This is a genomic window from Streptomyces glaucosporus (assembly GCF_039533345.1).
GTDB lineage: Bacteria > Actinomycetota > Actinomycetes > Streptomycetales > Streptomycetaceae > Streptomyces > Streptomyces glaucosporus.
On the sequence record NZ_BAAATJ010000004.1, the window covers coordinates 346,923 to 367,840 of the forward strand.

Genomic DNA, 20,918 nt, shown 5'->3' on the forward strand with positions numbered 1-20,918 from the left:
AAAAAAGGAAAAATGCTCGGGTTGCGCATCCCTGCTTCGTGCAAGTTTTGTCATTTTCTGTCACTCGTGTGTTTGGTGAGCGGGGCGGGTGTTCAATGTCGGCGTGATTGAAGAGGGGGCCGGGAGGCCTGGGCTGGGGGAGTGTTTGACCGGTCCGGTGCGGACGGTGTGGGCCAAGCACGACCGGGCGACGGATGGCTGGCTGCCACTGTGGCGGCACATGGCCGACAGCGCCGCCGTGGCCGGCCTGCTGTGGGACCGGTGGCTTCCGGGAAACGTCAAGGCGCTGGTGGCCGAGCCGCTGCCCAAAGGCATGGACGACGCGCGCCGGCTCGTGGTGTGGTGTGCGGCCACCCATGACATCGGCAAGGCGACACCGGCGTTCGCCTGCCAGGTGGACTCCCTGGCCGACCGGATGCGTGCTGTGGGGCTCGACATGCCCGGCCGTAAGCAGTTCGGTGACGACCGGCGGATGGCTCCGCATGGTCTGGCCGGGCAGCTTCTTCTGCAGGAGTGGCTGACGGAGCGGTTCGGGTGGCCTGAGCGGGCGACGGTGCAGTTCGCCGTGATCGCCGGTGGGCACCACGGGATCCCGCCGGGTCACAGCCAGATCCTCGACCTGGACGCTCACCCTGAACTGCTGCGCACTCCCGGATCTTCCGAGTCCTTGTGGCGGCAGGTGCAGACGGAGCTGCTCGACGCGTGCGCGGCCACCTACGAAGTCCGGGAGCGGCTGGCGGACTGGCAGCGGGTGAAGCTGCCCCAGCCGGTGCAGGTGGTGCTGACCGCGCTGGTCATCGTCGCCGACTGGATTGCCAGTAACCCCGACCTCTTCCCGTACTTCCCCGAGGAGCGTCCGCGGGGCGAGGCCGAGCGGGTGGCCGCTGCCTGGCGCGGGCTGAGACTTCCTCCGCCGTGGTGTCCCTCGGCGCCCGGAGGCGCGGTGGAGGAGTTGTTCGCCGCGCGGTTCGACCTGCCGACCGGGGCGCGGGTGAGGCCGGTGCAGGAGGAGGCGGTGCGGCTGGCGCGGTCGATGCCGGCGCCGGGGTTGATGGTGATCGAGGCGCCGATGGGGGAGGGCAAGACGGAAGCCGCCCTGGCGGTGGCGGAGGTCTTCGCGGCCCGGTCCGGTGCGGGCGGGGTGTTCGTCGCCCTGCCGACCATGGCTACCAGTAATGCGATGTTCCCCCGGCTGCTGGACTGGCTGGACCGGTTGCCGCCCGACGGTCTGGACGGCACCGTTCCGGAGGGGAAGGAGCGGTCGGTTCTGCTGGCCCACTCCAAGGCCGCTCTCAACGAGTCCTACGCGGACCTGCTGCGTACCAGCAGGCATACCGTTGCCGCGGTCGACCAGTTCGGTGACGAGGACCGGGTACGCGCGTCGGACGATGTGCGGTCCGCCGCGGCCGAGCTGGTCGCCCACCAGTGGCTGCGGGGCCGGAAGAAGGGGTTGCTGGCGTCGTTCGCGGTGGGGACCATCGACCAGCTGCTGATGGCCGGGCTCAAGAGCCGGCACCTGGCGCTGCGCCATCTGGCGTTTGCCGGGAAGGTCGTGGTGATCGACGAGGCGCACGCCTATGACACCTGGATGAACACCTATCTCGACCGGGTCCTGGCCTGGCTGGGCGCCTACCGCGTGCCGGTGGTGGTGCTCTCGGCCACTTTGCCCGCGGCCCGGCGCCGGGAGCTGGCCGAGGCGTACGCCGGTGCGGGCCGGGACGCCCGGGAGGGGTACGCCCGGCTGGTGCAGGCCGGCGGGTACCCTCTGCTGACCGCGGTGGCCCCGGGCGCGGCCCCGGAGATGGCCTTGCCTGCCGCGTCGGGCCGGCGCACCGATGTGGTGGTGGAGCGGCTGGACGACGGCCTGGTCGTTCTCGCCGACCGTCTGGAGGCGGAGCTGGCCGATGGCGGCTGCGTCCTGGTGGTGCGGAACACCGTGGACCGGGTGCTGGAGACCGCGGACTGCCTGCGGGCCAGGTTCGGCGACGCGGCGGTGACGGTGGCGCATGCCCGGTTCCTCGACCTCGACCGGGCCGGCAAGGACGCCCGCCTGCTGGAGCTTTTCGGTCCTCCGGGCGAGGACGGAACGTCACCGCGGCGTCCTGGCGGAGGTCACATCGTGGTCGCCAGCCAGGTGGCCGAGCAGTCCCTGGACGTGGACTTCGATCTGCTGGTGACGGACTTGTGCCCGGTCGACCTGCTGTTGCAGCGGATGGGGCGCCTGCACCGCCACCGGCGCAGCGACCGTCCCGCCCGCCTGCGCACGGCCCGCTGTCTGGTCACCGGGGTCGACTGGGCGGCCACCCCCGTGCCGGCACCGGTCCGCGGCTCCCGCCGCGTCTACGGCGAGTACCCACTGCTGCGCTCCCTGGCCGTTTTGGAGCCGCTCCTCTCGGGCCCCTCCCCGGAGACCGCCGTGGTACGGCTGCCGGAAGACATCAGCCCGCTGGTACAGCGCGCCTACGGCGACGATCCTCAGGGGCCGGCGGCGTGGGCGGACGCTGTCGCGGAGGCTCGCCGCGACCACGAGGCGCACCGCGCCCGGCAGCGCCGGGAGGCGGATGTCTTCCGTCTGGACCAGGTGCGCCGCGCGGGACGCCCTCTGGTCGGCTGGATCGATGCCGGGGTGGGGGACGCCGACGACACCCGGGCCGGCCGCGCTCAGGTCCGCGACGGCGAGGAGAGCCTGGAGGTGCTGGTGGTGCGGCGCCGCGCGGACGGCACCTTGACCACCGTGCCGTGGCTCGGCAAGGGACTGGGCGGCCTGGATCTGCCCACGGACGCCGTTCCGTCGCCGCAGGCAGCGCGTGCCGTTGCCGCCAGTGGGATGCGGCTTCCCTACCACTTCTCCTATCCCCGGGTGCTGGACCGGGCGATCGAGGAGCTGGAGGAGTTGTGCGTTCCGGCCTGGCAGGTGAAGGAATGCCACTGGCTGGCGGGGGAGTTGATCCTCGCTCTCGAGGACGGGCCGGACGGGGATTGTCACACCCGGCTGGCAGGCTTTCAGCTCCGCTACAGCCCCACCGACGGGCTGCGGGTGATAGGCGACGGTGCGGAGAAGCAGAGGGATGTGTAGATGAACGGTGCCGCACCCGGTGACGGCGTGTCCTTCGACCTGACCAGTCGGCCCTGGCTGCCGGTGCAGTTCACGGACGGCAGCCAGGGCGAGCTGTCCTTGCGGGAGGTCTTCGCTCGAGCCAGGGATGTCCGGCGGCTGGTGGGCGACCTGCCCACCCAGGAGTTCGCCCTGCTGAGGCTGCTGCTGGCAATCCTCCACGACGCCGTGGACGGACCGGAGGACATCGACGCCTGGGCAGAGCTGTGGGCGGAGGAGGATCCGTTCACCCCGGTCGCCGGCTACCTCGACCGGCATCGGCACCGGTTCGACCTGCTGCACCCGCAGACCCCTTTCTTCCAGGTGGCAGGCCTGGAGACGGCCAACGGCGAGGTGGCATCCCTCAACCGCATCGTCGCCGATGTCCCCAACGGCGAGCCGTTCTTCACCATGCGCTCTCCTGGCGTGGACCGGCTCGATTTCGCCGAGGCCGCGCGCTGGCTGGTGCACGCCCACGCCTTCGACACCTCCGGCATCAAGTCCGCTGCCGCAGCAGACCCCCGCGCGAAGAGCGGCAAGGTCTACCCGCTGGGGGTCGGCTGGGCCGGAAACCTCGGTGGCGTGTACGCCGAGGGCGACTCGTTGCGGGAGACGCTGCTGCTGAACCTGGTTGCCGCCGACACCGGCACGATCCGCGCCGCCGACGGCGACCGGCCCGCCTGGCGCCGCGACCCGTGCGGACCCGCTGTCGCCGAAGACCTCGCGGCACGCCCGACCGGGCCGCGTGACCTGTACACCTGGCAGTCCCGCCGGGTGCGGCTGCACCACGACCACGAGGGTGTCCATGGCGTGGTCCTGTGCTACGGCGACCCCTTGCAACCGCACAACATGCACCGGGACGAGCCGATGACCGGCTGGCGGCGCAGCCTGGCGCAGGAGAAGAAACGGGGCGAGTCGCCCGTCTACCTTCCCCGGGAGCACGATCCGGCCCGCGCCGCGTGGCGCGGCCTGGCCGGCCTGCTCGCCCCCCGCGACCAGGCGGCCGCAGGACGGCAGGAGCCCGACGCCTTCCTACGGCCCCGCATCCTGGACTGGGTGGCCCGGCTGGTCAGCGAACGGGTGCTGCCCCGCGAGCACTTCCTGCGCGCCCGGATCGTCGGCGCGCTCTACGGAACCCAGCAGTCCGTGGTCGACGAGGTCGTCGACGACGGCGTCGCGATGTCCGTCGTGCTGCTGCACGAGAGCGACCGGCGCTTCGGACAGGCGGCGATCGACGCGGTGGACGACGCCGACAAAGCGGTGAGAATCCTCGGCGACCTGGCCGAGAGCCTCGCCCGGGCGGCCGGCGCCGACCCGGAACCGCGCCGATCCGCCGCCCGCGACCTCGGCTACGGCACCCTGGACGCCCCGTTCCGCCACTGGCTCGGCCACCTACGCCCCGACCACGACCCCCGAAACGAACGCCGGCGGTGGCAGCAGCAGGCACGCAGGCTCATCGGCCGGCTCGGCGACCGGCTGGTGGAAGAAGCCGGAACCGCCGCGTGGGAGGGCCGCATCACAGACCGCGGCGGGTGGCTCAACGCCGCCTCGGCCGACCTGCGGTTCCGTTCGGAACTCGGCAAGGCCCTCCCCGGACCCTCCGCTACGGACGAGACTTCGGACCCCGGCGAGCCCACCACCGAGAAGGTGCACGCATGACCACCAACACCCCTGCCATCCCAGCGCCCGCATCGCCACACTCCCCACCCCCGCCTCGTCGGCGCGCACCGCTGACCCTGGTCGGCGCGGCCGTCGACCAGCGCATCACCGAACTCCAGCGCGGCTACCTCGCCGACCGCTCCGGCGCCGTCGCCACCCTCGCCCGGCTGCGCCGCGGGGCCGGCAAACCCGCCAACACAACCCCGGACCTGTGGGGCCTGGGCGCCGACGAGGCGATCCACCAAGCCCACGCCGACGGCGCGCTGTCGACCGAGCAGGCGGAACGGGCGGAGGAAGCCGCCCACATCGCGCTCACCCTCTGGGCGCTGCACCAGCAGTCCCACCACACCCAGCGCATGCACCTGCGCTACGGCCCGGAACTCGGCGCGGCGGTCCGCCGTCTGATGCCGGGAACCGAAGTGGACGATCCGATCCGCAAGCGATTCGTGCGGGCCGCCACCGCCACCACACCGACCATGCTGGCCCAGCGGCTGCGGGACATCGTCACTCTGCTGCGCCGTGAGGCCATCGCACTGGACTACGGCCTCCTGGCCGACCAACTCCACCAGTGGCAGCGGCCCGGCGGCGCGGAACAGGTCCGCCGCTCCTGGGGACGGTCCTTCCACGCCCACCGCAACCCCAAGGACGTCCCCGACCCCGCCGGCGCCCCCGAGGGCGCGAACGCCACCCACGACCCCACCACGAACCAGAAGGACGACACCCAGTGAGCCGGACCATCCTCGACGTACACGTACTGCAGACCGTCCCGCCCAGCAACCTCAACCGGGACGACACCGGCTCCCCGAAAACCGCCTTCTACGGCGGCGTCCGCCGGGCCAGGGTGTCCAGCCAGGCCTGGAAGCGGGCCACCCGCCGCTCCTTCGACGACCTGCTCGACCCCACCGAACTGGGGGTGCGCACCAAGCGAGTCGCCGAACTCCTCGCCGACCGGATCAAGACCGCCCGGCCCGGCCTGGACGACACCACGGCGCTCACTCTGGCCGCGGAGACGATCCAGACCGCCACCGGATCCAAGATCGAAGTCCCCAAGCGCAAGGCAGAAGCGGCGAAGAAGAAAGGGGAGGACCAGCCCGCCCCCGAGTCCTCCTACCTGATGTTCCTCAGCTCCCGGCAGCTCGACGGCCTCGCAGGCCTCGCCACCGAAGGCGCCGACGACATCAAGGCCTTCTTCAAGACCAAGGAGAACAAGGCCCGCGCCCGGCAGATCGCCGACACCCGCCACTCGGTCGACATCGCCCTGTTCGGCCGGATGGTCGCCGACTCCTCCGACATCAACGTCGACGCCGCCGCCCAGGTCGCCCACGCCCTCAGCGTCCACGCGGTGGAGAACGAGTCCGACTACTACACGGCCGTCGACGACAAGAACACCGACGCCGAGCCCGGCGCCGGCATGATCGGCACCGTCGACTTCAACTCCGCCACCCTCTACCGCTACGCCGCCGTCGACGTCGACCTGCTGCGCCGCAACCTCGGCAAGGGTCTGCGCGAGGACGAACCCGTCACCGAGCCGGTGCGGCGGGCCGTCCAGGCGTTCCTGCACGGCTTCATCGCCTCCCTGCCCACCGGCAAGATCAACACCTTCGGCAACCACACCCTCCCGGACGCGGTACTCGTCAAACTCCGCACCTCCCGCCCGATCAGCTTCGTCGCGGCCTTCGAAGAACCCGTCACCGCGGACCTCACCGGCGGCCACTTGAAGGCGGCCTGCGAAAAGCTCACCGAGTACGTCCCGGACCTGGAACGCGCCTACGGCAGCGACGGCGACCCCTCCTGGGTGCTGCGCGTCGGCCCCGCCACCGCCAAGCTGGCCGGGCTGGGCACCGAGGTCACCCTCACCGAACTGGTCGACGCCGTCGGAGCGGCCGTCGCCGAACGGCTGGGACCACACGCATGAGCGTCTTGGTCCTGCTGCTGGCGGCCCCCCTGCAGTCCTGGGGGGCCTCAGCCCGTTTCGCCCGCCGCACCACCGAGCCCGCCCCCACCAAGAGCGGCGTCCTCGGCCTGCTCGCCGCCGCCCAGGGCCGCGACCGCACCGCCGACCTGTCCGACCTGGCCGCACTGCGCTTCGGCGTCCGCATCGACCAGCCCGGCACCCGCATCCGCGACTACCAAACCGCAACCCACGCCGACTCGGGCAAGGCCATGCCGGTCTCGGAACGCTTCTACCTCGCCGACGCCGTCTTCGTCGCCGCAGTGGAGGGCGATGAAGCCCTGATCGACGATCTGCACACGGCCGTCCGGGCGCCGGTCTACCTGCCCTACCTCGGCCGCCGCTCCTGCCCCCCGGCCCGCCCCCTCGATCTCGGCGTTCGCACCGGGGCGGACCTGCGCCAGGTGCTGCGCACCGAGCCCTGGCACGCCTCCGCCTGGTACCAACGCCGCCGCCGCAGCGAGCAACGCGTCGACCTGGAGGTGTTCCTCGACGCCGACGCCGGGAGCGGCCCCGGGGACAGCCTGCGCGACCAACCGCTCAGCTTCGACCCCCGACACCGCCGTTACGGGCTGCGCACCGTCCGCTCCGAGACCGTCTCCGTCGCCAATCCTCAGGCGCGCAAGACCCGCCGGGTCACGGTCCCGGCCCACGACCCCTTCGACGCCCTGAACGAAGAGACCGCCTGATGTTCCTCACCCGCTTCCGTCTCAACACCGCACGCCCCGGCGCCCGCCGCCTGCTGTCCTCGCCCCAGGTGATGCACGCGGCCGTGATGTCCTCCTTCCCGGTCGCCCCGCCGACCGCCGGTGACGGACCCCGCGTGCTGTGGCGCGTCGACCACAACAGCACCGCGGAAGTGCTGCTCTACATCGTCAGCCCCGACCGGCCCGACCTCACCCACCTCGTCGAGCAGGCCGGCTGGCCCACCGCCCCCGGAGGCTGGGAGACCCGCCCCTACGGCCCCTTCCTGGCCCGGCTGGAGACCGACAGCGTCTGGGCGTTCCGGCTGACCGCCAACCCGGTCCACAGCATCCGCCGCAAGGAGGGCGAGCCGACCAAGCGCACCGCCCACCTCACCCCCCGGCACCAGATGGAGTGGCTGCTCAAACGGCAGAAAGACAGCGGCTTCCGCATCCTGGAAAAACCGCTGGACCAGCGCCGCCTGCCGGAAGGCGACCAGTACCAGTTGATCGTCCACGGTCGGCGCGACCTGTCCTTCGGCAAGACCGAGCAGTCGAACGGCCGGAAGAACCGCGTGACCCTGGCCACTGCCACCTTCGACGGACGGCTGCAGGTCACCGACCCCGACGCGCTGCGCCGCACTCTCACCTCAGGCCTGGGGAAGGCGAAGGCGTATGGCTGCGGGCTGATGACCCTCGCCCCCGTGGGGTGAGCCGGTGTCCACCGTCGGTCAGCGGAGCCTGTCCACTCCGCGTGAACTCACCCGGGTGTCGGATCGCCTCTCCTTCGTCTACCTGGAGCGGTGCACCGTGCACCGCGACGCCAACGCCATCACCGCCGAGGACGCCGAGGGCACCGTCCACATCCCCTCCGCCACCATCGGCACGCTGCTGCTGGGGCCCGGAACCCGCATCACCCACCAGGCCATGAGCGTCCTCGGTGAAAGCGGAGCGGGCGTGGTGTGGGTCGGCGAGCACGGCGTGCGTTTCTACGCCGGCGGCCGGTCCCTGACCCGCTCCTCCGCCCTGGTCGAAGCCCAGGCCACCTCGTGGGCCAACCAGCGCACCCGCCTCGCGGTGGCCCGCGCCATGTACCGCAAACGCTTCCCCGACGAGGACCCTTCCGGCTGCACCCGGCGCGAGCTCCTCGGTATGGAAGGACAACGCGTCAAGGACTGCTACCGCGCGGAAGCCGCACGCACCGGCGTCACCTGGCGCGGACGCCGCTTCATCCCCGGCGACTTCACCTCGGGTGATCCACCCAACCAGGCCGTCACCGCCGCGGCCCAGTGCATGTACGGCATCGCCCACGCCGTGGTCGCGGCCCTGGGCTGCACCCCGGGCCTCGGTTTCGTCCACTCCGGGCACGAGCTGTCCTTCGTACTGGACATCGCCGACCTCTACAAGACCGAGATCGGCATCCCCACCGCCTTCGAGGTGGCAGCGGAAAGCCCCGAAGACGTCGGTTCCCGCACCCGCCGTGCCATCCGCGACAAGGTCAACAAAATCCGTCTGCTGGACCGGTGCGTCAACGACATCAGGGAACTCCTGCTGCCGACGGCCCACGGCGATACCACCGACGTTCTGGAGGACCGGGTGACGCTCCAGACCGACCACGGCCGGGACGTGGCCGCCGGACACAACTACGCCGACGGAGTGATCTGGTGACCGTCATCGTCCTCACCCACTGCCCGGTGGGACTGCGCGGCTTCCTCACCCGCTGGCTACTGGAAATCTCCCCTGGCGTCTTCATCGGCGGTCCCTCCGCACGCATCCGCGAAGCGCTGTGGAACGAGGTGAAGCAGTACGCGGGCAACGGCCGCGCACTGCTGGCCTACAGCACCAGCAACGAGCAAGGCTTCGCCTTCGAAACCTATGATCACAAATGGCACCCCGTAGACCACGAGGGCCTCACCCTGATCCGCCGCCCGAACGACCAGAACACCGCGCCCGCGCCTCCACCACGGGGTTGGAGCAAGGCATCCAAGCGTCGGCGCTTCGGAAAACGGTGAAGAACAGTGTCCCATATGTCCGAATCGATGAAGCTGGTCAAAACCCGCCGTCTTCCCGGATAAAACCGCAGGTCAAAAAGCCTGCTCCCCGCACCCGCGGGGATGGTCCCTGCCACGACAGTTCGCCCTCCCGCAGGCGGCGCTGCTCCCCGCACCCGCGGGGATGGTCCCGATTGTCCTGCCGAAGATCCCGGCCCGGAGGGCTGCTCCCCGCACCCGCGGGGATGGTCCCGCCCGCACGCCCGAAGCCCCGGTCGCCATTACCTGCTCCCCGCACCCGCGGGGATGGTCCCTACTGAAACCCTAGGCTTGCATCTTCTGCAAGCTGCTCCCCGCACCCGCGGGGATGGTCCCGCGGCCGAGCCGCTGTCCCTGAACGTGGTGGTCTGCTCCCCGCACCCGCGGGGATGGTCCCGTTCCGCAGACCGCGGACGCCCTCGTAGAACCCTGCTCCCCGCACCCGCGGGGATGGTCCCTGCCCAGGGTGCTGCTGCAGGTACGCCCCGAACTGCTCCCCGCACCCGCGGGGATGGTCCCGGTCGTTGGCGAACAGGGGCAGCGCTGCCTCACTGCTCCCCGCACCCGCGGGGATGGTCCCATGACCGAGAACCCTTCGCGGGGCGCCACCGGCTGCTCCCCGCACCCGCGGGGATGGTCCCGCCAGTCGAACCCCGCGTAGTGGTGCGACCAGCTGCTCCCCGCACCCGCGGGGATGGTCCCTGCCGTTCCAGCAGCCAGGCATCGGCCCGCCACTGCTCCCCGCACCCGCGGGGATGGTCCCCAACGGCTGTTCCGGGCCGCCCGGAAGCTGGGCTGCTCCCCGCACCCGCGGGGATGGTCCCAAGTTGCTCATCCACTCCGGAGATTTCCCCAACTGCTCCCCGCACCCGCGGGGATGGTCCCGGCCGGAACGGGGCGCTCGGGTCCTGCGGCTCCTGCTCCCCGCACCCGCGGGGATGGTCCCTACTACCGGACGGGGGTGTGACATGCCCGAGTCTGCTCCCCGCACCCGCGGGGATGGTCCCGACACCATGTCCGGCCCTCCTTCGGCCTCGGCCCTGCTCCCCGCACCCGCGGGGATGGTCCCGTGACGGTGAGGTCGTAGTCGTAGCGGCCGGGCTGCTCCCCGCACCCGCGGGGATGGTCCCGGCTCGTTTCCCTCGGCCATGTCGTCGGTGCCCTGCTCCCCGCACCCGCGGGGATGGTCCCGGCTCGTTTCCCTCGGCCATGTCGTCGGTGCCCTGCTCCCCGCACCCGCGGGGATGGTCCGGTACCAGTCCGAGCCGTTGCCGAGGTTCTCGACTGCTCCCCGCACCCGCGGGGATGGTCCCGCCAATCACGTGAATCCGGACGTGAACCGCGTCTGCTCCCCGCACCCGCGGGGATGGTCCCCGGTCCACCAGCCACGTCACAAACGCGGTTGTCTGCTCCCCGCACCCGCGGGGATGGTCCCCATCTGGGAACGCGGCCGGGGAATGAACTGCTCTGCTCCCCGCACCCGCGGGGATGGTCCCCGCGCGCGGCCTCGAAGGACTTGCCGGTCTTCCTGCTCCCCGCACCCGCGGGGATGGTCCCTCGTCAACGACGAGCGCGATCGTGGTCCAGCCCTGCTCCCCGCACCCGCGGGGATGGTCCCGGCACGCACATCGCCCTGAGCATCTGGGGCAGCTGCTCCCCGCACCCGCGGGGATGGTCCCATCGCCGCCATGGCCTTCGGCGGCCCCCTGCTCTGCTCCCCGCACCCGCGGGGATGGTCCCACCCCGGTGCGGGTGGCGGTGCGCGGCGGGAGCTGCTCCCCGCACCCGCGGGGATGGTCCCGTGTCCGGCACGGCGGCCCGCAGCAGATCGGGCTGCTCCCCGCACCCGCGGGGATGGTCCCGGCCTGGACCCGCTGGCCGAGGCCGTCGGGGTCTGCTCCCCGCACCCGCGGGGATGGTCCCACCACGCTGCGGCGGATGAACCAGGAGTCCGGCTGCTCCCCGCACCCGCGGGGATGGTCCCGTCATCGACTCCATCACGTTCGCGGACACGTCCTGCTCCCCGCACCCGCGGGGATGGTCCCCGGGCCGGGATCAGGTCGATGCGGTCGGCGTACTGCTCCCCGCACCCGCGGGGATGGTCCCCATGGGACGACTGATCGACCGCATTGCCGGTACTGCTCCCCGCACCCGCGGGGATGGTCCACGGCCTGTACGACGACAGCGTTCCGGGGAAGACCTGCTTCCCGCACCCGCGGGGATGGTCCCACTCCGCAGTCGAAGACGAAGTTGACCCCCTCCTGCTCCCCGCACCCGCGGGGATGGCCCCTGCGTCGCGATCCACACGTAGATGCCGTGGTCTGCTTCCCGCACCCGCGGGGATGGTCCCCCGTCCAAACCCAGCCTCACCGCGTAGATGTCCTGCTTCCCGCGCCCGCGGGGATGGTCCCTGCTGGGCGGTGTGCATGGCGCCGGTGACCAGTGAGAACGTGACCGAGGCCGAAACCGTCGAGCCGGGTGAGCCGCCGGCCAGGGCCGTGGACGACCGGCTGATCGACGAGCTGGCGGTGCTGGCCGTCCGCGGTCGGGTCAAACGCTGACCGGCACCGCCGGGCCCGATGCGGGGATGAGGCGGAGGACGGTGGCGCCTGGCCCGGCCAGCCCGGGGGATGGACCCCACCTTTTTAACTGCTTGTTCCTTGTCGTCACCGCTGGAATTCCGTTCGGTGGTGGGGAAGTCCCGGGTTCCCCCCGGGGGGTGTGGGGATCCGGGAGGTCAGGGGCCCTGGGGCGGGGGCGGGCGGTGCCGTCAGGCGTCGCGGTTGCGCAGCACCCAGTAGCCGACCGCGTTGGCGGTGAGGGCCCAGAAGACCAGCAGCGCGGCGGCCGCTCCAGGGCCGTAGGTGTCGGACTCGGAGATGCCCATCAGGGCCATGCCGGCCGGTCCCGGCAGATAGTCGCCGGCCTTCTGCACGAACTGAACCGAGACCGACTGCAGCGTCATGGGCAGCACCAACAGGATCAGGAAGCCCACCGTGATGGTCCCGGCCACGCTGCGCACGGCCGCGCCGATCCCGATGCCGATCATCCCGACCGCGCCGAGGTGCCCGCCCACGGCCAGCGCCTGCCGCACGCTCGCCCCGGCCGTCACCGGATCGGCGATGTCACCGAGCGCGACGACGGCCGAGCCCAGCCCCAACGGCGTGAGGACGAGACCCGTCACGAACAGCACGGGGACCAGCACCACGCTCTTCGACAGCAGCATCCGGTACCGCACCGGCACGCACTGCAACGTCCCGCGGATGCTGCCGGTCGCGTACTCCGAGGCGATGACCATCGTCGCCAGCGCGAGCACCGCGAACTGGCCCATGAAGACGATCCCGGTGCCCAGGTTCGCCAGCGGGTCCGTCGGCGACTCGCCGCCCGAGGACCGCGTCGTCGAGGAGCGCGCGGAGACCCCCACGATCACCGTGTAGGCGACCACCAGCGCGGCCGTGGACGCCAGGCACACCCAGGTGGAGCGCACACCCCACAGCTTGGTCCACTCCGCCGCGGCGGCCCCCACCAGCCCGCCGCGGCCCCGTGTCGCCGCCGGAGCGGCCTTCGTGTCGCTCATGCGTCCCACCCGCCTGTCACGTTCGCGCTCCGCGCGGTGCCGTACTCGACACTGTCGGAGGTCAGTTCCATGTACGCCTCCTCGAGAGAGGGTTCCTGCAGGCGCAGTTCGTGCAGCCGGATGCCGGCCTCGTGCGCCAGGTCGCCGATCTGCTCGGGCCGGGCACCGCGCACGACCAGCGCGTCGTCCGCGGTGAGTTCGGCCCCGAAGCCGGCCGCCCCGATCCGCCGGACCAGGTCCGCGCGGTCCGCCGGGTCGGGGACCCGTACCCGCACGGTGCCCAGGGAACTGCGCTCGATCAGCTCCAGCACCGGAGTGTCCGCGATCAGCCTGCCCTTGCCGATGACGACGACCTGGTCCGCGGTCTGCTGCATTTCGCTCATCAGATGGCTGGAAAGGAAGACCGTACGTCCCTCCTCGGCCAGGGAGCGCGCGATGGAGCGCACCCAGCGCACCCCGTCCGGGTCGAGACCGTTCACCGGCTCGTCGAAGATCAGCACACCGGGGTCGCCGAGCAGCGCCCCGGCGATGCCCAGCCGCTGGCCCATCCCCAGAGAGAACAGGCCGACCCGGCGGCTCGCCACCGAGGTCAGCCCCACCACCTCCAGCACCTCGTCGACCCTGCGCCGCGCGATGCCGTTGCTGCGGGCCATGGACAGCAGGTGGTTCCGTGCGGTCCGTCCCGGGTGCACGGCCTTGGCGTCGAGGAGCGCGCCCACCTCCCGCAGGGGGTAGCGCAGTTCCTCGTACTGCTTGCCATTGACCAGGGCCTGGCCGTCCGTCGGCCGGTCCAGACCGAGGATCATCCGCATCGTCGTGGATTTCCCCGCCCCGTTGGGGCCGAGGAAGCCGGTCACCCGGCCGGGCGTGATCTCGAGGTCGAGGCCGTCCACCGCGGTCACCGTCCCGTACCTCTTGGTGAGTCCGCTGAGGGTGATCATGCTCGCTCCCTGTCGCTGTGCCGATGTGACCACCGTAGAAATCGGTGGGGTCCGGCACATCCGACGATGGGAATCGGTCGTCTACCACTTTCGTCGGGGCGGGGCTCGGCTTCCGGTCGGGGCGCCGGACGGCCCGCACCTCGGCAACGGAGGGCTCGTCGCACGGGCCGTGGCCGCGCCCGGCGGGAGCGGGGTGCGGCTGCTCGTCGGCGGGCTGGATCCGCAGCCGCTGGGCACACCGACCGCCCCGGGGCGCGCCATGGGACCTGTGGGACGCCGAACTCACCGGGCGCATCGTCACCACCCGCGGCACCGTCGTCTTCTCGGCCCCGGTGGACCGGCGCGACCCCACGCTGCTGCGCGCCGGTACCGAGGGCGGCGAACGCCTCCCCTGCACCGCCCGGCCCCCGACGGCTGCGCGCTGGTACTGCGCTCGGTGAGCCGTGCGCACGGTGACCGGCAGCTGCACGCCGTCTCACCGCGCGCGCCGCCCCCTCCCCGGCGGCACAGGCACTTGTGGAACTCCTCGTCGGTGCCGGCGGCGACGCCGTGGACTGTTCCCCGCGGTGCCCGACGACTGGCCGCACGTCCTCGTCGCCGGGCCGCTCGCCCCCGGCGTACCCATGGTGGACGCCGGGCGCCACGCGGGCCGTATCCGCTGGGTGCGGGCGGGCGGGCGGGGCCGACGGCCGTCCGCTCACCCTGCGGCACGGTGTCGACGGCGACGCGGAGGTGTGGACCAGCCGCCCCGGGAACACCGCACCCCACCGCAGGGCCGCCGCAGACTCGGCCGGTCCCGGCACCGCGCCGGTGCACCCGGCCCCGGGACGACACTGACCGTCCTGCGCCGCGGCGACGCCCGGACCTGACGGCGCGAGGGGTCGGCGCGAACCGCTGACTCCCCCCACCACTACGGGGGCGGGGCAGGTGAACACCCACCTGCCCCGCCCCGCATCACTTGCCGGCGATCGCCTCCAGCATGTCCGTACCGGCCGCCCGCCGGGCGGGCCACATCGCCGCCGGCACCGCGGCCCCCGAGATGCCCACCAGCGCCAGCCCGATCACGGTGTACGGCACCGTGAAGTCCCACAGCAGTTGCCCGAACATCGCGTGCTGCATCACGGCACCCACCGGCACGCCCACCACCACGCCGAGCAGCGCCCCGAACATCGAGACGACGATGCTCTCCGCCCGGATGGTCCGCCGCACCAGCAGCCGCTTGGCGCCCACCGCGCGCATCACGCCGATCTCCCGGGTCCGTTCCATCACCGACAGCACCAGCGTGTTGACGACGCCGAACACCGCGATGACGATCGCGACCCCGAACATGGCGTACATCAGCGTGAACGCGAACCGCTGCTGGTCGACGCCCTGTTCGACCAGGCCCTCACGGTCGGTGACGGTCACATCGGGCCGGTCCCGGAACGCCGCCTCGATACCGGCCCGCGCCTTGTCCGGGTCGGTGCCCGTGGCGTACAGCAGGGTGATCTGCCGACGCAGCGCCTCCGGGGCCTTCGCCGCGTCCAGGTAGATGCTCGCCTGGAGTTCCGTCGCCTCGTAGATGCCCACCACGCGCTGGGTCACGGACGTTCCGGCGTCCAGCTTCAGCGTGAGCTCGTCGTCCATGCCCAGCCCCAGCATGTCGGCCTGGTTCCGCGAGATGACCACCCCGCGGGTCAGATCCGGCGAGCCGGCCGTGATCCTGGGCGTGAGCACGGTGCGCAGCGCCTCGGGCTCGATCGCCGAGATACGCCGCACGGTCCTGCCGCCGTCGTACGTCAGATCGGCGAGCACATCGCGGCTCGCGGCGACCCGGTCGACGCCCGGCACCGCGCGCACCCGCTCCATCTCGGCGGGCGTCAGCGTCGACTCGCCGCCCGCCGCCGACTGGAGCACGGTCGTCGTCAGCGGCACATTGGCGCGGGTCGTGGAGGCGATCAGGTCGGCGAAGGACGCGCTCAGCGTCGCGAACGCGCACACCAGGCCCAGCCCCACGGTGATGGCGGTCGCCGTGCCCGCCGTGCGCCGGGGATCGCTCGCCGCGCTGCGCAGGCCCAGCCGCACGGACGGACCGCCCCGCAGGCCGACCAGCCGGGTCAGCGGCATCAGCAGCCGCTCCGCGAGGAACGGCGCCAGCAGGATCGCGCCGACCACCCCGAGGACCGCGCCCACCAGGGCGACGATGCGCAGCAGGTTGGAGGAGCTGGGGTCGGCCGTCGCGATCACCATGGCGGCGGACACGGCGAGCAGCGCCACACCGAGCAGGTTCCGTCGTCGCTTGGTTTCCCGCGGCATCACCGCGTCGGTGCGCAGCGCGGCCACCGGGGGGACGGCGGCGGCACGCCGGGCCGACGTGTAGGCGGCCAGCACCGTCACGACCACCGCGACGCCGTAGCCGAGCAGGATCGCCGTGGGCCGTACGGTGAACTCCACGTCGTCGTCGGGCCGCATCACGCCGATCAGCAGCGGGCCCAGGCCGACGCCGGTGAGCGTGCCGATGGTGCCGCCGGCCACGCCCAGCACCGCGGCCTCCGCGATGATCCCGGTCCTGACCTGGCGCCTGCGGGCGCCGACGGCCCGCAGCAGCGCGTACTGCCGGGTGCGCTGGCCGACCAGCATCGTGAAGGTGTTGGCGATGACGAACATCCCGACCAGCAGGGCGACCGCCGCGAACGGCAGCATCGTCAACCGCAGATCCCGCGCCTCGTCCTCCGACTGGGCGGCCGCCGCGCCGGCGAGGGCCCGGCCGGTTTCCACCGGGTACGTGTCGGGCACGGCACCCCGGGCGGTCCGGGCGAGCGCGTCCGCCGCCACACCGGACTTGGCGGTCAGCTCGACACGGTGGTAGCGGGTGCCGAGGAGCCGGGCGGCAGTGGTGTTGTCGTACGCGACGACGGGGACGGCGTCCGACGCCCCGTCGGAGTCGGCCTCCACCTGCGGGCCGAGCCGGCGGTAGGTGAACAGGCCCGTCACCTCGGCCCGTTCGGAGCGCCCGCCGGCGAGCAGCACCCGCACGGTGTCACCCATGCCGAACCCGGCCTTCTCGGCGTCCGTACTGTTGAGGGCGACCTCACCGGGGCCCGCCGGCTTGCGGCCGGCGTCCAGGGTGAACCGCTCGTCGGTGCTCCAGTTGGTGCCCGCCCGGTCCAGGACCGTGCCGGTCTTCACGAGCTTGCCGTCCGGGCCGACGAGCCCCGCCCGGCCGACGACGACACCCTCGGCGGCCGCCACACCCGGCAGCGCCGCCAGCCGGTCCCGCTCCGCGGCGCCCAGCACCGGCTCTTTGCCGGGACTCTGCACGGCGACGCTGACGTCGTCTCGCGTCTCACGCAGCGTCAGGGTGGCCGCGATGGAATCGCTCACCACCCAGCTGCCGACCGTCGCCGTGACACCCAGGACGATCGCCACCAGGGTCATCAGCACCCGGCCCTTGTGCGCGAGCAGATCGCGCAGCATGGTCTTGAACATCAGGACACAGCCTTCTCGAAGGACTTCATGCGCTCCAGGACACGGTCCGCGGTGGGCGCGAACATCTCGTCGACGAGGGCGCCGTCCTTCAGGAACAGCACCCGATCGGCGAATGCCGCGGCGCTGGGCTCGTGGGTCACCATCACCACCGTCCGCCCGAGGTCGTCGACGCTGCGTCGCAGGAACCGCAGCAGCTCCGCCGACGCCGTGGAGTCGAGCGCACCGGTCGGCTCGTCCGCGAAGACGACGTCCGGTTCCGTCACCAGCGCGCGGGCCACGGCGACTCGCTGCTGCTGGCCGCCGGAGAGCCGGCTGGGCCGGTGGTGGAGCCGGTCCCGTAGATTCACGGTGGTGATGACCCGGTCCAGCACCTCCTGGTCCGGCTTGCGCCCGGCCAGGTCGAACGGCAGCAGGATGTTCTCCAGGGCGGTCAGCGTCGGCAGCAGGTTGAACGCCTGGAACACGAACCCGATCCGGTCCCGGCGCAGATCGGTCAGGGCGTCGTCGCTCAGCCCGGTCAGCTCGATGTCGCCGATCCAGACCTTGCCCTCGTCTGCCTTGTCGAGGCCGGCCACGCAGTGCATCAACGTGGACTTGCCGGAACCGGAGGGGCCCATGATGGCGGTGAACTCCTGGCGCGGGAAGCGCACGTCGACGCCCGCGAGGGCGGACACCCTGGCGTCGCCGGTCCCGTAGTGCTTGCCCAGCCCCGAAGCCCGGACAGCGTCTGTGGTCTCAGTCATGGAGCCGAGTCTGGAGCGGCGGCCGCCGTCTCCACGTCGCCGAAAAGTCCACGATCGCGCTCCACTTAGGTCGTGGCCGTCCCCGACCTTCGTGGGGGGCAGGGGCAGACTTCGGGAGGACGGCAACGCCCCCGACGGGCAACTACGCTCGGCGCGTGACCCGACGTACCCATACGACCACCGGAGCGGGACGCTCGGCGCGCCTGCGGCGACGGCCCGGCCGCGGGGGACCGGTGCTCCTGGCCGTCCTCCTCGCCGCCGGCGCGTTCGTCCCGATCGACGGCACCTCCGTGTCCCGTGTGCAAACCGAGCTCGGCCTGACACCACTGGACGGCCTCGCCCTCGCGCCGGCCGTCGCCGTGGCCGCCGCGTCGGCCGCCTCGGCGCTGGCCCTGCCCCGGCTGCGCTGGCCCGTGGCGGTGACCGGCTGCGCGGCGTGGGTGCTCACCTCGACCTGGGCCGCGCTGTGCGTCGCCTCCTACGTCGTGGCGTTCCACGTGCGCAGCCCGCTGCGCCGGCTCGCCTACGTGGTGGCGGCGAGCGCCCTGACGGTGCTGCCGACGACCACGGGACTGGCCATCGGGGCGGCCGGGGTCGTGTGGCAGGACATGCTGTCGTCGCTCGGCGGCATCGCCCTGTTCGTGTGGCTGCCGTTCGCCCTCGGCCTGTGGAACAGGGCCCGCCGGGACGTCGTCGAGGGCCTGCACGAGCGGGCCGAGCAGCTGGAACGCGAACAGACGGCCCGCGCCGAGCAGGCCCGTTCACAGGAACGCGCACGCATCGCCCGGGACATGCACGACGTGGTCGCCCACCGGGTGTCCTTGATGGTGCTGCACGCCGGCGCCCTGGAGATCAACGCCAAGGACGAGTCGACGGCCGTCGCCGCGGAGCTGATCCGCACCATCGGACGCGAGGCCCTCGGCCAGCTCAGGGACGTCATCGGCGTCCTCAAGGCCGACAGCGAGGGCATCGCACTGGGCCCCCAGCCGACGCTCGTCGACCTGGAGCGGCTCCTCAACCAGTCGCGTGCCGCGGGCATGACCGTCAGCCGTCGTGACGAGGGCACCCCCCAGCGGCTGCCCACGCTGCTGGAACACGCCGCCTACCGGGTCGTGCAGGAGGCTCTGACCAATGTGCACAAGCACGCCGGTGCCGCCCGCACGGAGATCCTGCTCCGCTACGACGACGGCGGCCTGGAGATCGCGGTCTGCAACGACGCCCCCCGCCATCCCGTCGAGGCGCTGCCCGGCAGCGGTATGGGCCTGGTCGGGCTGCGGGAGCGGGTCGAGCTGCTCGACGGCCAGTTCACAGCGGGCCCCCGCCCGGGCGGGGGGTTCTGCGTCCGCGCCCACCTGCCCCTCTCCCCGCACACCAAGGAGGAAGACGAGTGATCCGGGTCCTGGTCGTCGACGACGAAGCACTGGTAAGGGCGGGGCTGCGCATGATCCTCGAACCGGCCGACGACATCGAGGTGGTGGGCGAGGCCGGCGACGGCAGCGAAGCCGTGACCGCCGTCGCCCGACACCGCCCGGAGGTCGTCCTCATGGACGTCCGCATGCCCGGCATGGACGGCCTCACCGCGCTGAAGGAACTGCGCCGCGCGCCGAACCCGCCGCGCGTCATCATGCTGACCACCTTCGACCTCGACGACTACGTGCACACGGCGCTGCGCAGCGGCGCCGCCGGCTTCCTCCTGAAGGACACCTCACCGCGCGACCTGGCCGCCGCCGTCCGCACGGTCGCCGAGGGCAGCGCGATGCTGACCCCGCGCATCACCAAGCGGCTCATCGACACCTTCGCCGGGCTGGAACCGGCCGGCGCGGCCCGCGCCCGGGAACGCCTGTCGGCGCTGACGGACCGAGAGGACGACGTGGTACGAGCCGTCGCCCGTGGCCTGTCGAACGCCGAGATCGGCCGCGAACTCTCCATGAGCGAGGGCACGGTGAAAGCACACGTCAGCCGCGCCCTCGCCAAGCTCGGCCTGTCCAACCGGGTTCAGGTGGCGCTGCTCGTGAGGGACGCCGGCCTGACCTGACGAGCGGGGCGGCCGCGCCGCCGCAGGCCGAGACCGGGAGGGGCGAGGGCTGCCGACGCAGCGGGAGATCTTCTCCCGTGCCTGGCCGGAGCCTGCGCGAACAGGCCCTCGATGCGGGGACAGCCCACAATGAGCTGGGACTTGTGCACGGCCGGCACACAGCCGACGCCCGACTGCTCCAGCAGCCGGGCGTCCTTCGGCACATCGGGGCCACGGCCCACCGACGGCTCGCCGAGGAGACCCGGCCGGAAATCCCGCCACACAACCCGGTGCCGCCCCCGCCCACAGGGGCGAATCCGCGGTCCGGTGTCACCGAGACCCGCGAGGGAGTGCCACCGGGTGGGGGCGATGCGTTCTCCCAAGACTTACACATCGATGCATCATCTGCCCGGAAACCCGCCAACCGCCTCACTCACATACCCCGTGACTACCCGCCACACTTGCCGCCGCTCCGCACCCCCTCCCCGCCGTAGCCGGCTCGGCCCGCGCAGCGGGCCCAACCTTCACCCGTCACCTGTCTGCTGACGGCCTACCACGTCCGCCCCAAACCAAGGACGTTCCGGGGGGTGGAGCGCAGCGGAACCCCTCCCGGCCCGCGCCGCGGGCCGCCCTTCAGGTCGAAGGCGAGCGCAGCGAGCCCGCCCGAGCGAAGCGAGGCGTTCAGACCTTCCAGCTTGCGGAGGGCCTTCGGTTCCCGGTGGCTCCCGGAGCGAAGCGGAGGGAGCCGCCCGCGCTTC

General features: G+C 72.2%; 15 protein-coding genes and 1 CRISPR repeat array. Of the genes, 11 read left to right on the top strand and 4 right to left on the bottom strand.

Features of this window, described 5'->3' with window-relative positions; all coding sequences use genetic code 11:
- Positions 1–166 precede the first annotated feature (166 nt).
- From cas3 to ABD358_RS07735, 9 genes are all read left to right on the top strand, one after another.
- Complete coding sequence (gene cas3 / locus ABD358_RS07695; protein ID WP_344630120.1) at positions 167–3,076, top strand: CRISPR-associated helicase Cas3'; 2,910 nt, start codon at positions 167–169, stop codon at positions 3,074–3,076.
- The gene (casA, locus tag ABD358_RS07700) at positions 3,077–4,753 is read left to right on the top strand and encodes a type I-E CRISPR-associated protein Cse1/CasA (protein WP_344630090.1); all 1,677 of its coding nucleotides are present in this window, start codon (positions 3,077–3,079) and stop codon (positions 4,751–4,753) included.
- On the top strand, positions 4,750–5,481 hold the full coding sequence (gene casB, locus ABD358_RS07705) for a type I-E CRISPR-associated protein Cse2/CasB (protein WP_344630091.1): 732 nt from the start codon (positions 4,750–4,752) through the stop codon (positions 5,479–5,481). The genes casA and casB overlap by 4 nt, the downstream gene beginning before the upstream one ends.
- The gene (cas7e, locus tag ABD358_RS07710; protein WP_344630092.1) at positions 5,478–6,668 is read left to right on the top strand and encodes a type I-E CRISPR-associated protein Cas7/Cse4/CasC; all 1,191 of its coding nucleotides are present in this window, start codon (positions 5,478–5,480) and stop codon (positions 6,666–6,668) included. The genes casB and cas7e overlap by 4 nt, the downstream gene beginning before the upstream one ends.
- Positions 6,665–7,393 (top strand): type I-E CRISPR-associated protein Cas5/CasD, encoded by a 729-nt coding sequence (gene cas5e, locus ABD358_RS07715; protein ID WP_344630093.1) that lies wholly within the window; start codon positions 6,665–6,667, stop codon positions 7,391–7,393. Before cas7e ends, cas5e begins: the two co-directional genes overlap by 4 nt.
- Positions 7,393–8,100 carry a type I-E CRISPR-associated protein Cas6/Cse3/CasE gene (gene cas6e, locus ABD358_RS07720; protein ID WP_344630094.1) on the top strand — a complete coding sequence of 236 codons (708 nt, stop codon included), beginning with the start codon at positions 7,393–7,395 and terminating at the stop codon, positions 8,098–8,100. The genes cas5e and cas6e overlap by 1 nt, the downstream gene beginning before the upstream one ends.
- 4 nt (positions 8,101–8,104) lie before the next feature.
- Complete coding sequence (gene cas1e / locus ABD358_RS07725) at positions 8,105–9,055, top strand: type I-E CRISPR-associated endonuclease Cas1e (protein ID WP_344630095.1); 951 nt, start codon at positions 8,105–8,107, stop codon at positions 9,053–9,055.
- On the top strand, positions 9,052–9,399 hold the full coding sequence (gene cas2e, locus ABD358_RS07730) for a type I-E CRISPR-associated endoribonuclease Cas2e (RefSeq protein ID WP_344630096.1): 348 nt from the start codon (positions 9,052–9,054) through the stop codon (positions 9,397–9,399). The genes cas1e and cas2e overlap by 4 nt, the downstream gene beginning before the upstream one ends.
- An 81-nt stretch (positions 9,400–9,480) precedes the next feature.
- A CRISPR array of direct repeats spans positions 9,481–11,828; the repeat unit is 29 nt; unit sequence CTGCTCCCCGCACCCGCGGGGATGGTCCC.
- 24 nt (positions 11,829–11,852) lie between these two features.
- Positions 11,853–11,978 carry a hypothetical protein gene (locus tag ABD358_RS07735; protein WP_344630097.1) on the top strand — a complete coding sequence of 42 codons (126 nt, stop codon included), beginning with the start codon at positions 11,853–11,855 and terminating at the stop codon, positions 11,976–11,978.
- Positions 11,979–12,187: 209 nt separating this feature from the next.
- Here the strand turns inward: ABD358_RS07735 and ABD358_RS07740 are convergent, their stop codons facing one another.
- The 4 genes from ABD358_RS07740 to ABD358_RS07755 all read right to left on the bottom strand — a co-directional run bounded on the left by ABD358_RS07740 (position 12,188) and on the right by ABD358_RS07755 (position 18,146).
- On the bottom strand, positions 12,188–12,994 hold the full coding sequence (locus ABD358_RS07740; RefSeq protein WP_344630098.1) for an ABC transporter: 807 nt from the start codon (positions 12,992–12,994) through the stop codon (positions 12,188–12,190).
- Positions 12,991–13,935, bottom strand: a complete 945-nt coding sequence (locus ABD358_RS07745; RefSeq protein ID WP_344630099.1) for an ABC transporter ATP-binding protein — start codon at positions 13,933–13,935, stop codon at positions 12,991–12,993. Before ABD358_RS07745 ends, ABD358_RS07740 begins: the two co-directional genes overlap by 4 nt.
- Before the next feature lie 954 nt (positions 13,936–14,889).
- Positions 14,890–17,403 carry an ABC transporter permease gene (locus tag ABD358_RS07750; RefSeq protein ID WP_344630100.1) on the bottom strand — a complete coding sequence of 838 codons (2,514 nt, stop codon included), beginning with the start codon at positions 17,401–17,403 and terminating at the stop codon, positions 14,890–14,892.
- Positions 17,403–18,146, bottom strand: a complete 744-nt coding sequence (locus ABD358_RS07755; protein WP_344630101.1) for an ABC transporter ATP-binding protein — start codon at positions 18,144–18,146, stop codon at positions 17,403–17,405. The genes ABD358_RS07750 and ABD358_RS07755 overlap by 1 nt, the downstream gene beginning before the upstream one ends.
- Before the next feature lie 155 nt (positions 18,147–18,301).
- Between ABD358_RS07755 and ABD358_RS07760 the strand changes: the two genes are divergently transcribed.
- Together ABD358_RS07760 and ABD358_RS07765 are read left to right on the top strand one after the other, a co-directional pair.
- On the top strand, positions 18,302–19,537 hold the full coding sequence (locus ABD358_RS07760; RefSeq protein ID WP_344630102.1) for a sensor histidine kinase: 1,236 nt from the start codon (positions 18,302–18,304) through the stop codon (positions 19,535–19,537).
- Positions 19,534–20,181, top strand: a complete 648-nt coding sequence (locus ABD358_RS07765) for a response regulator (RefSeq protein WP_344630103.1) — start codon at positions 19,534–19,536, stop codon at positions 20,179–20,181. Before ABD358_RS07760 ends, ABD358_RS07765 begins: the two co-directional genes overlap by 4 nt.
- Positions 20,182–20,918: the final 737 nt, after the last annotated feature.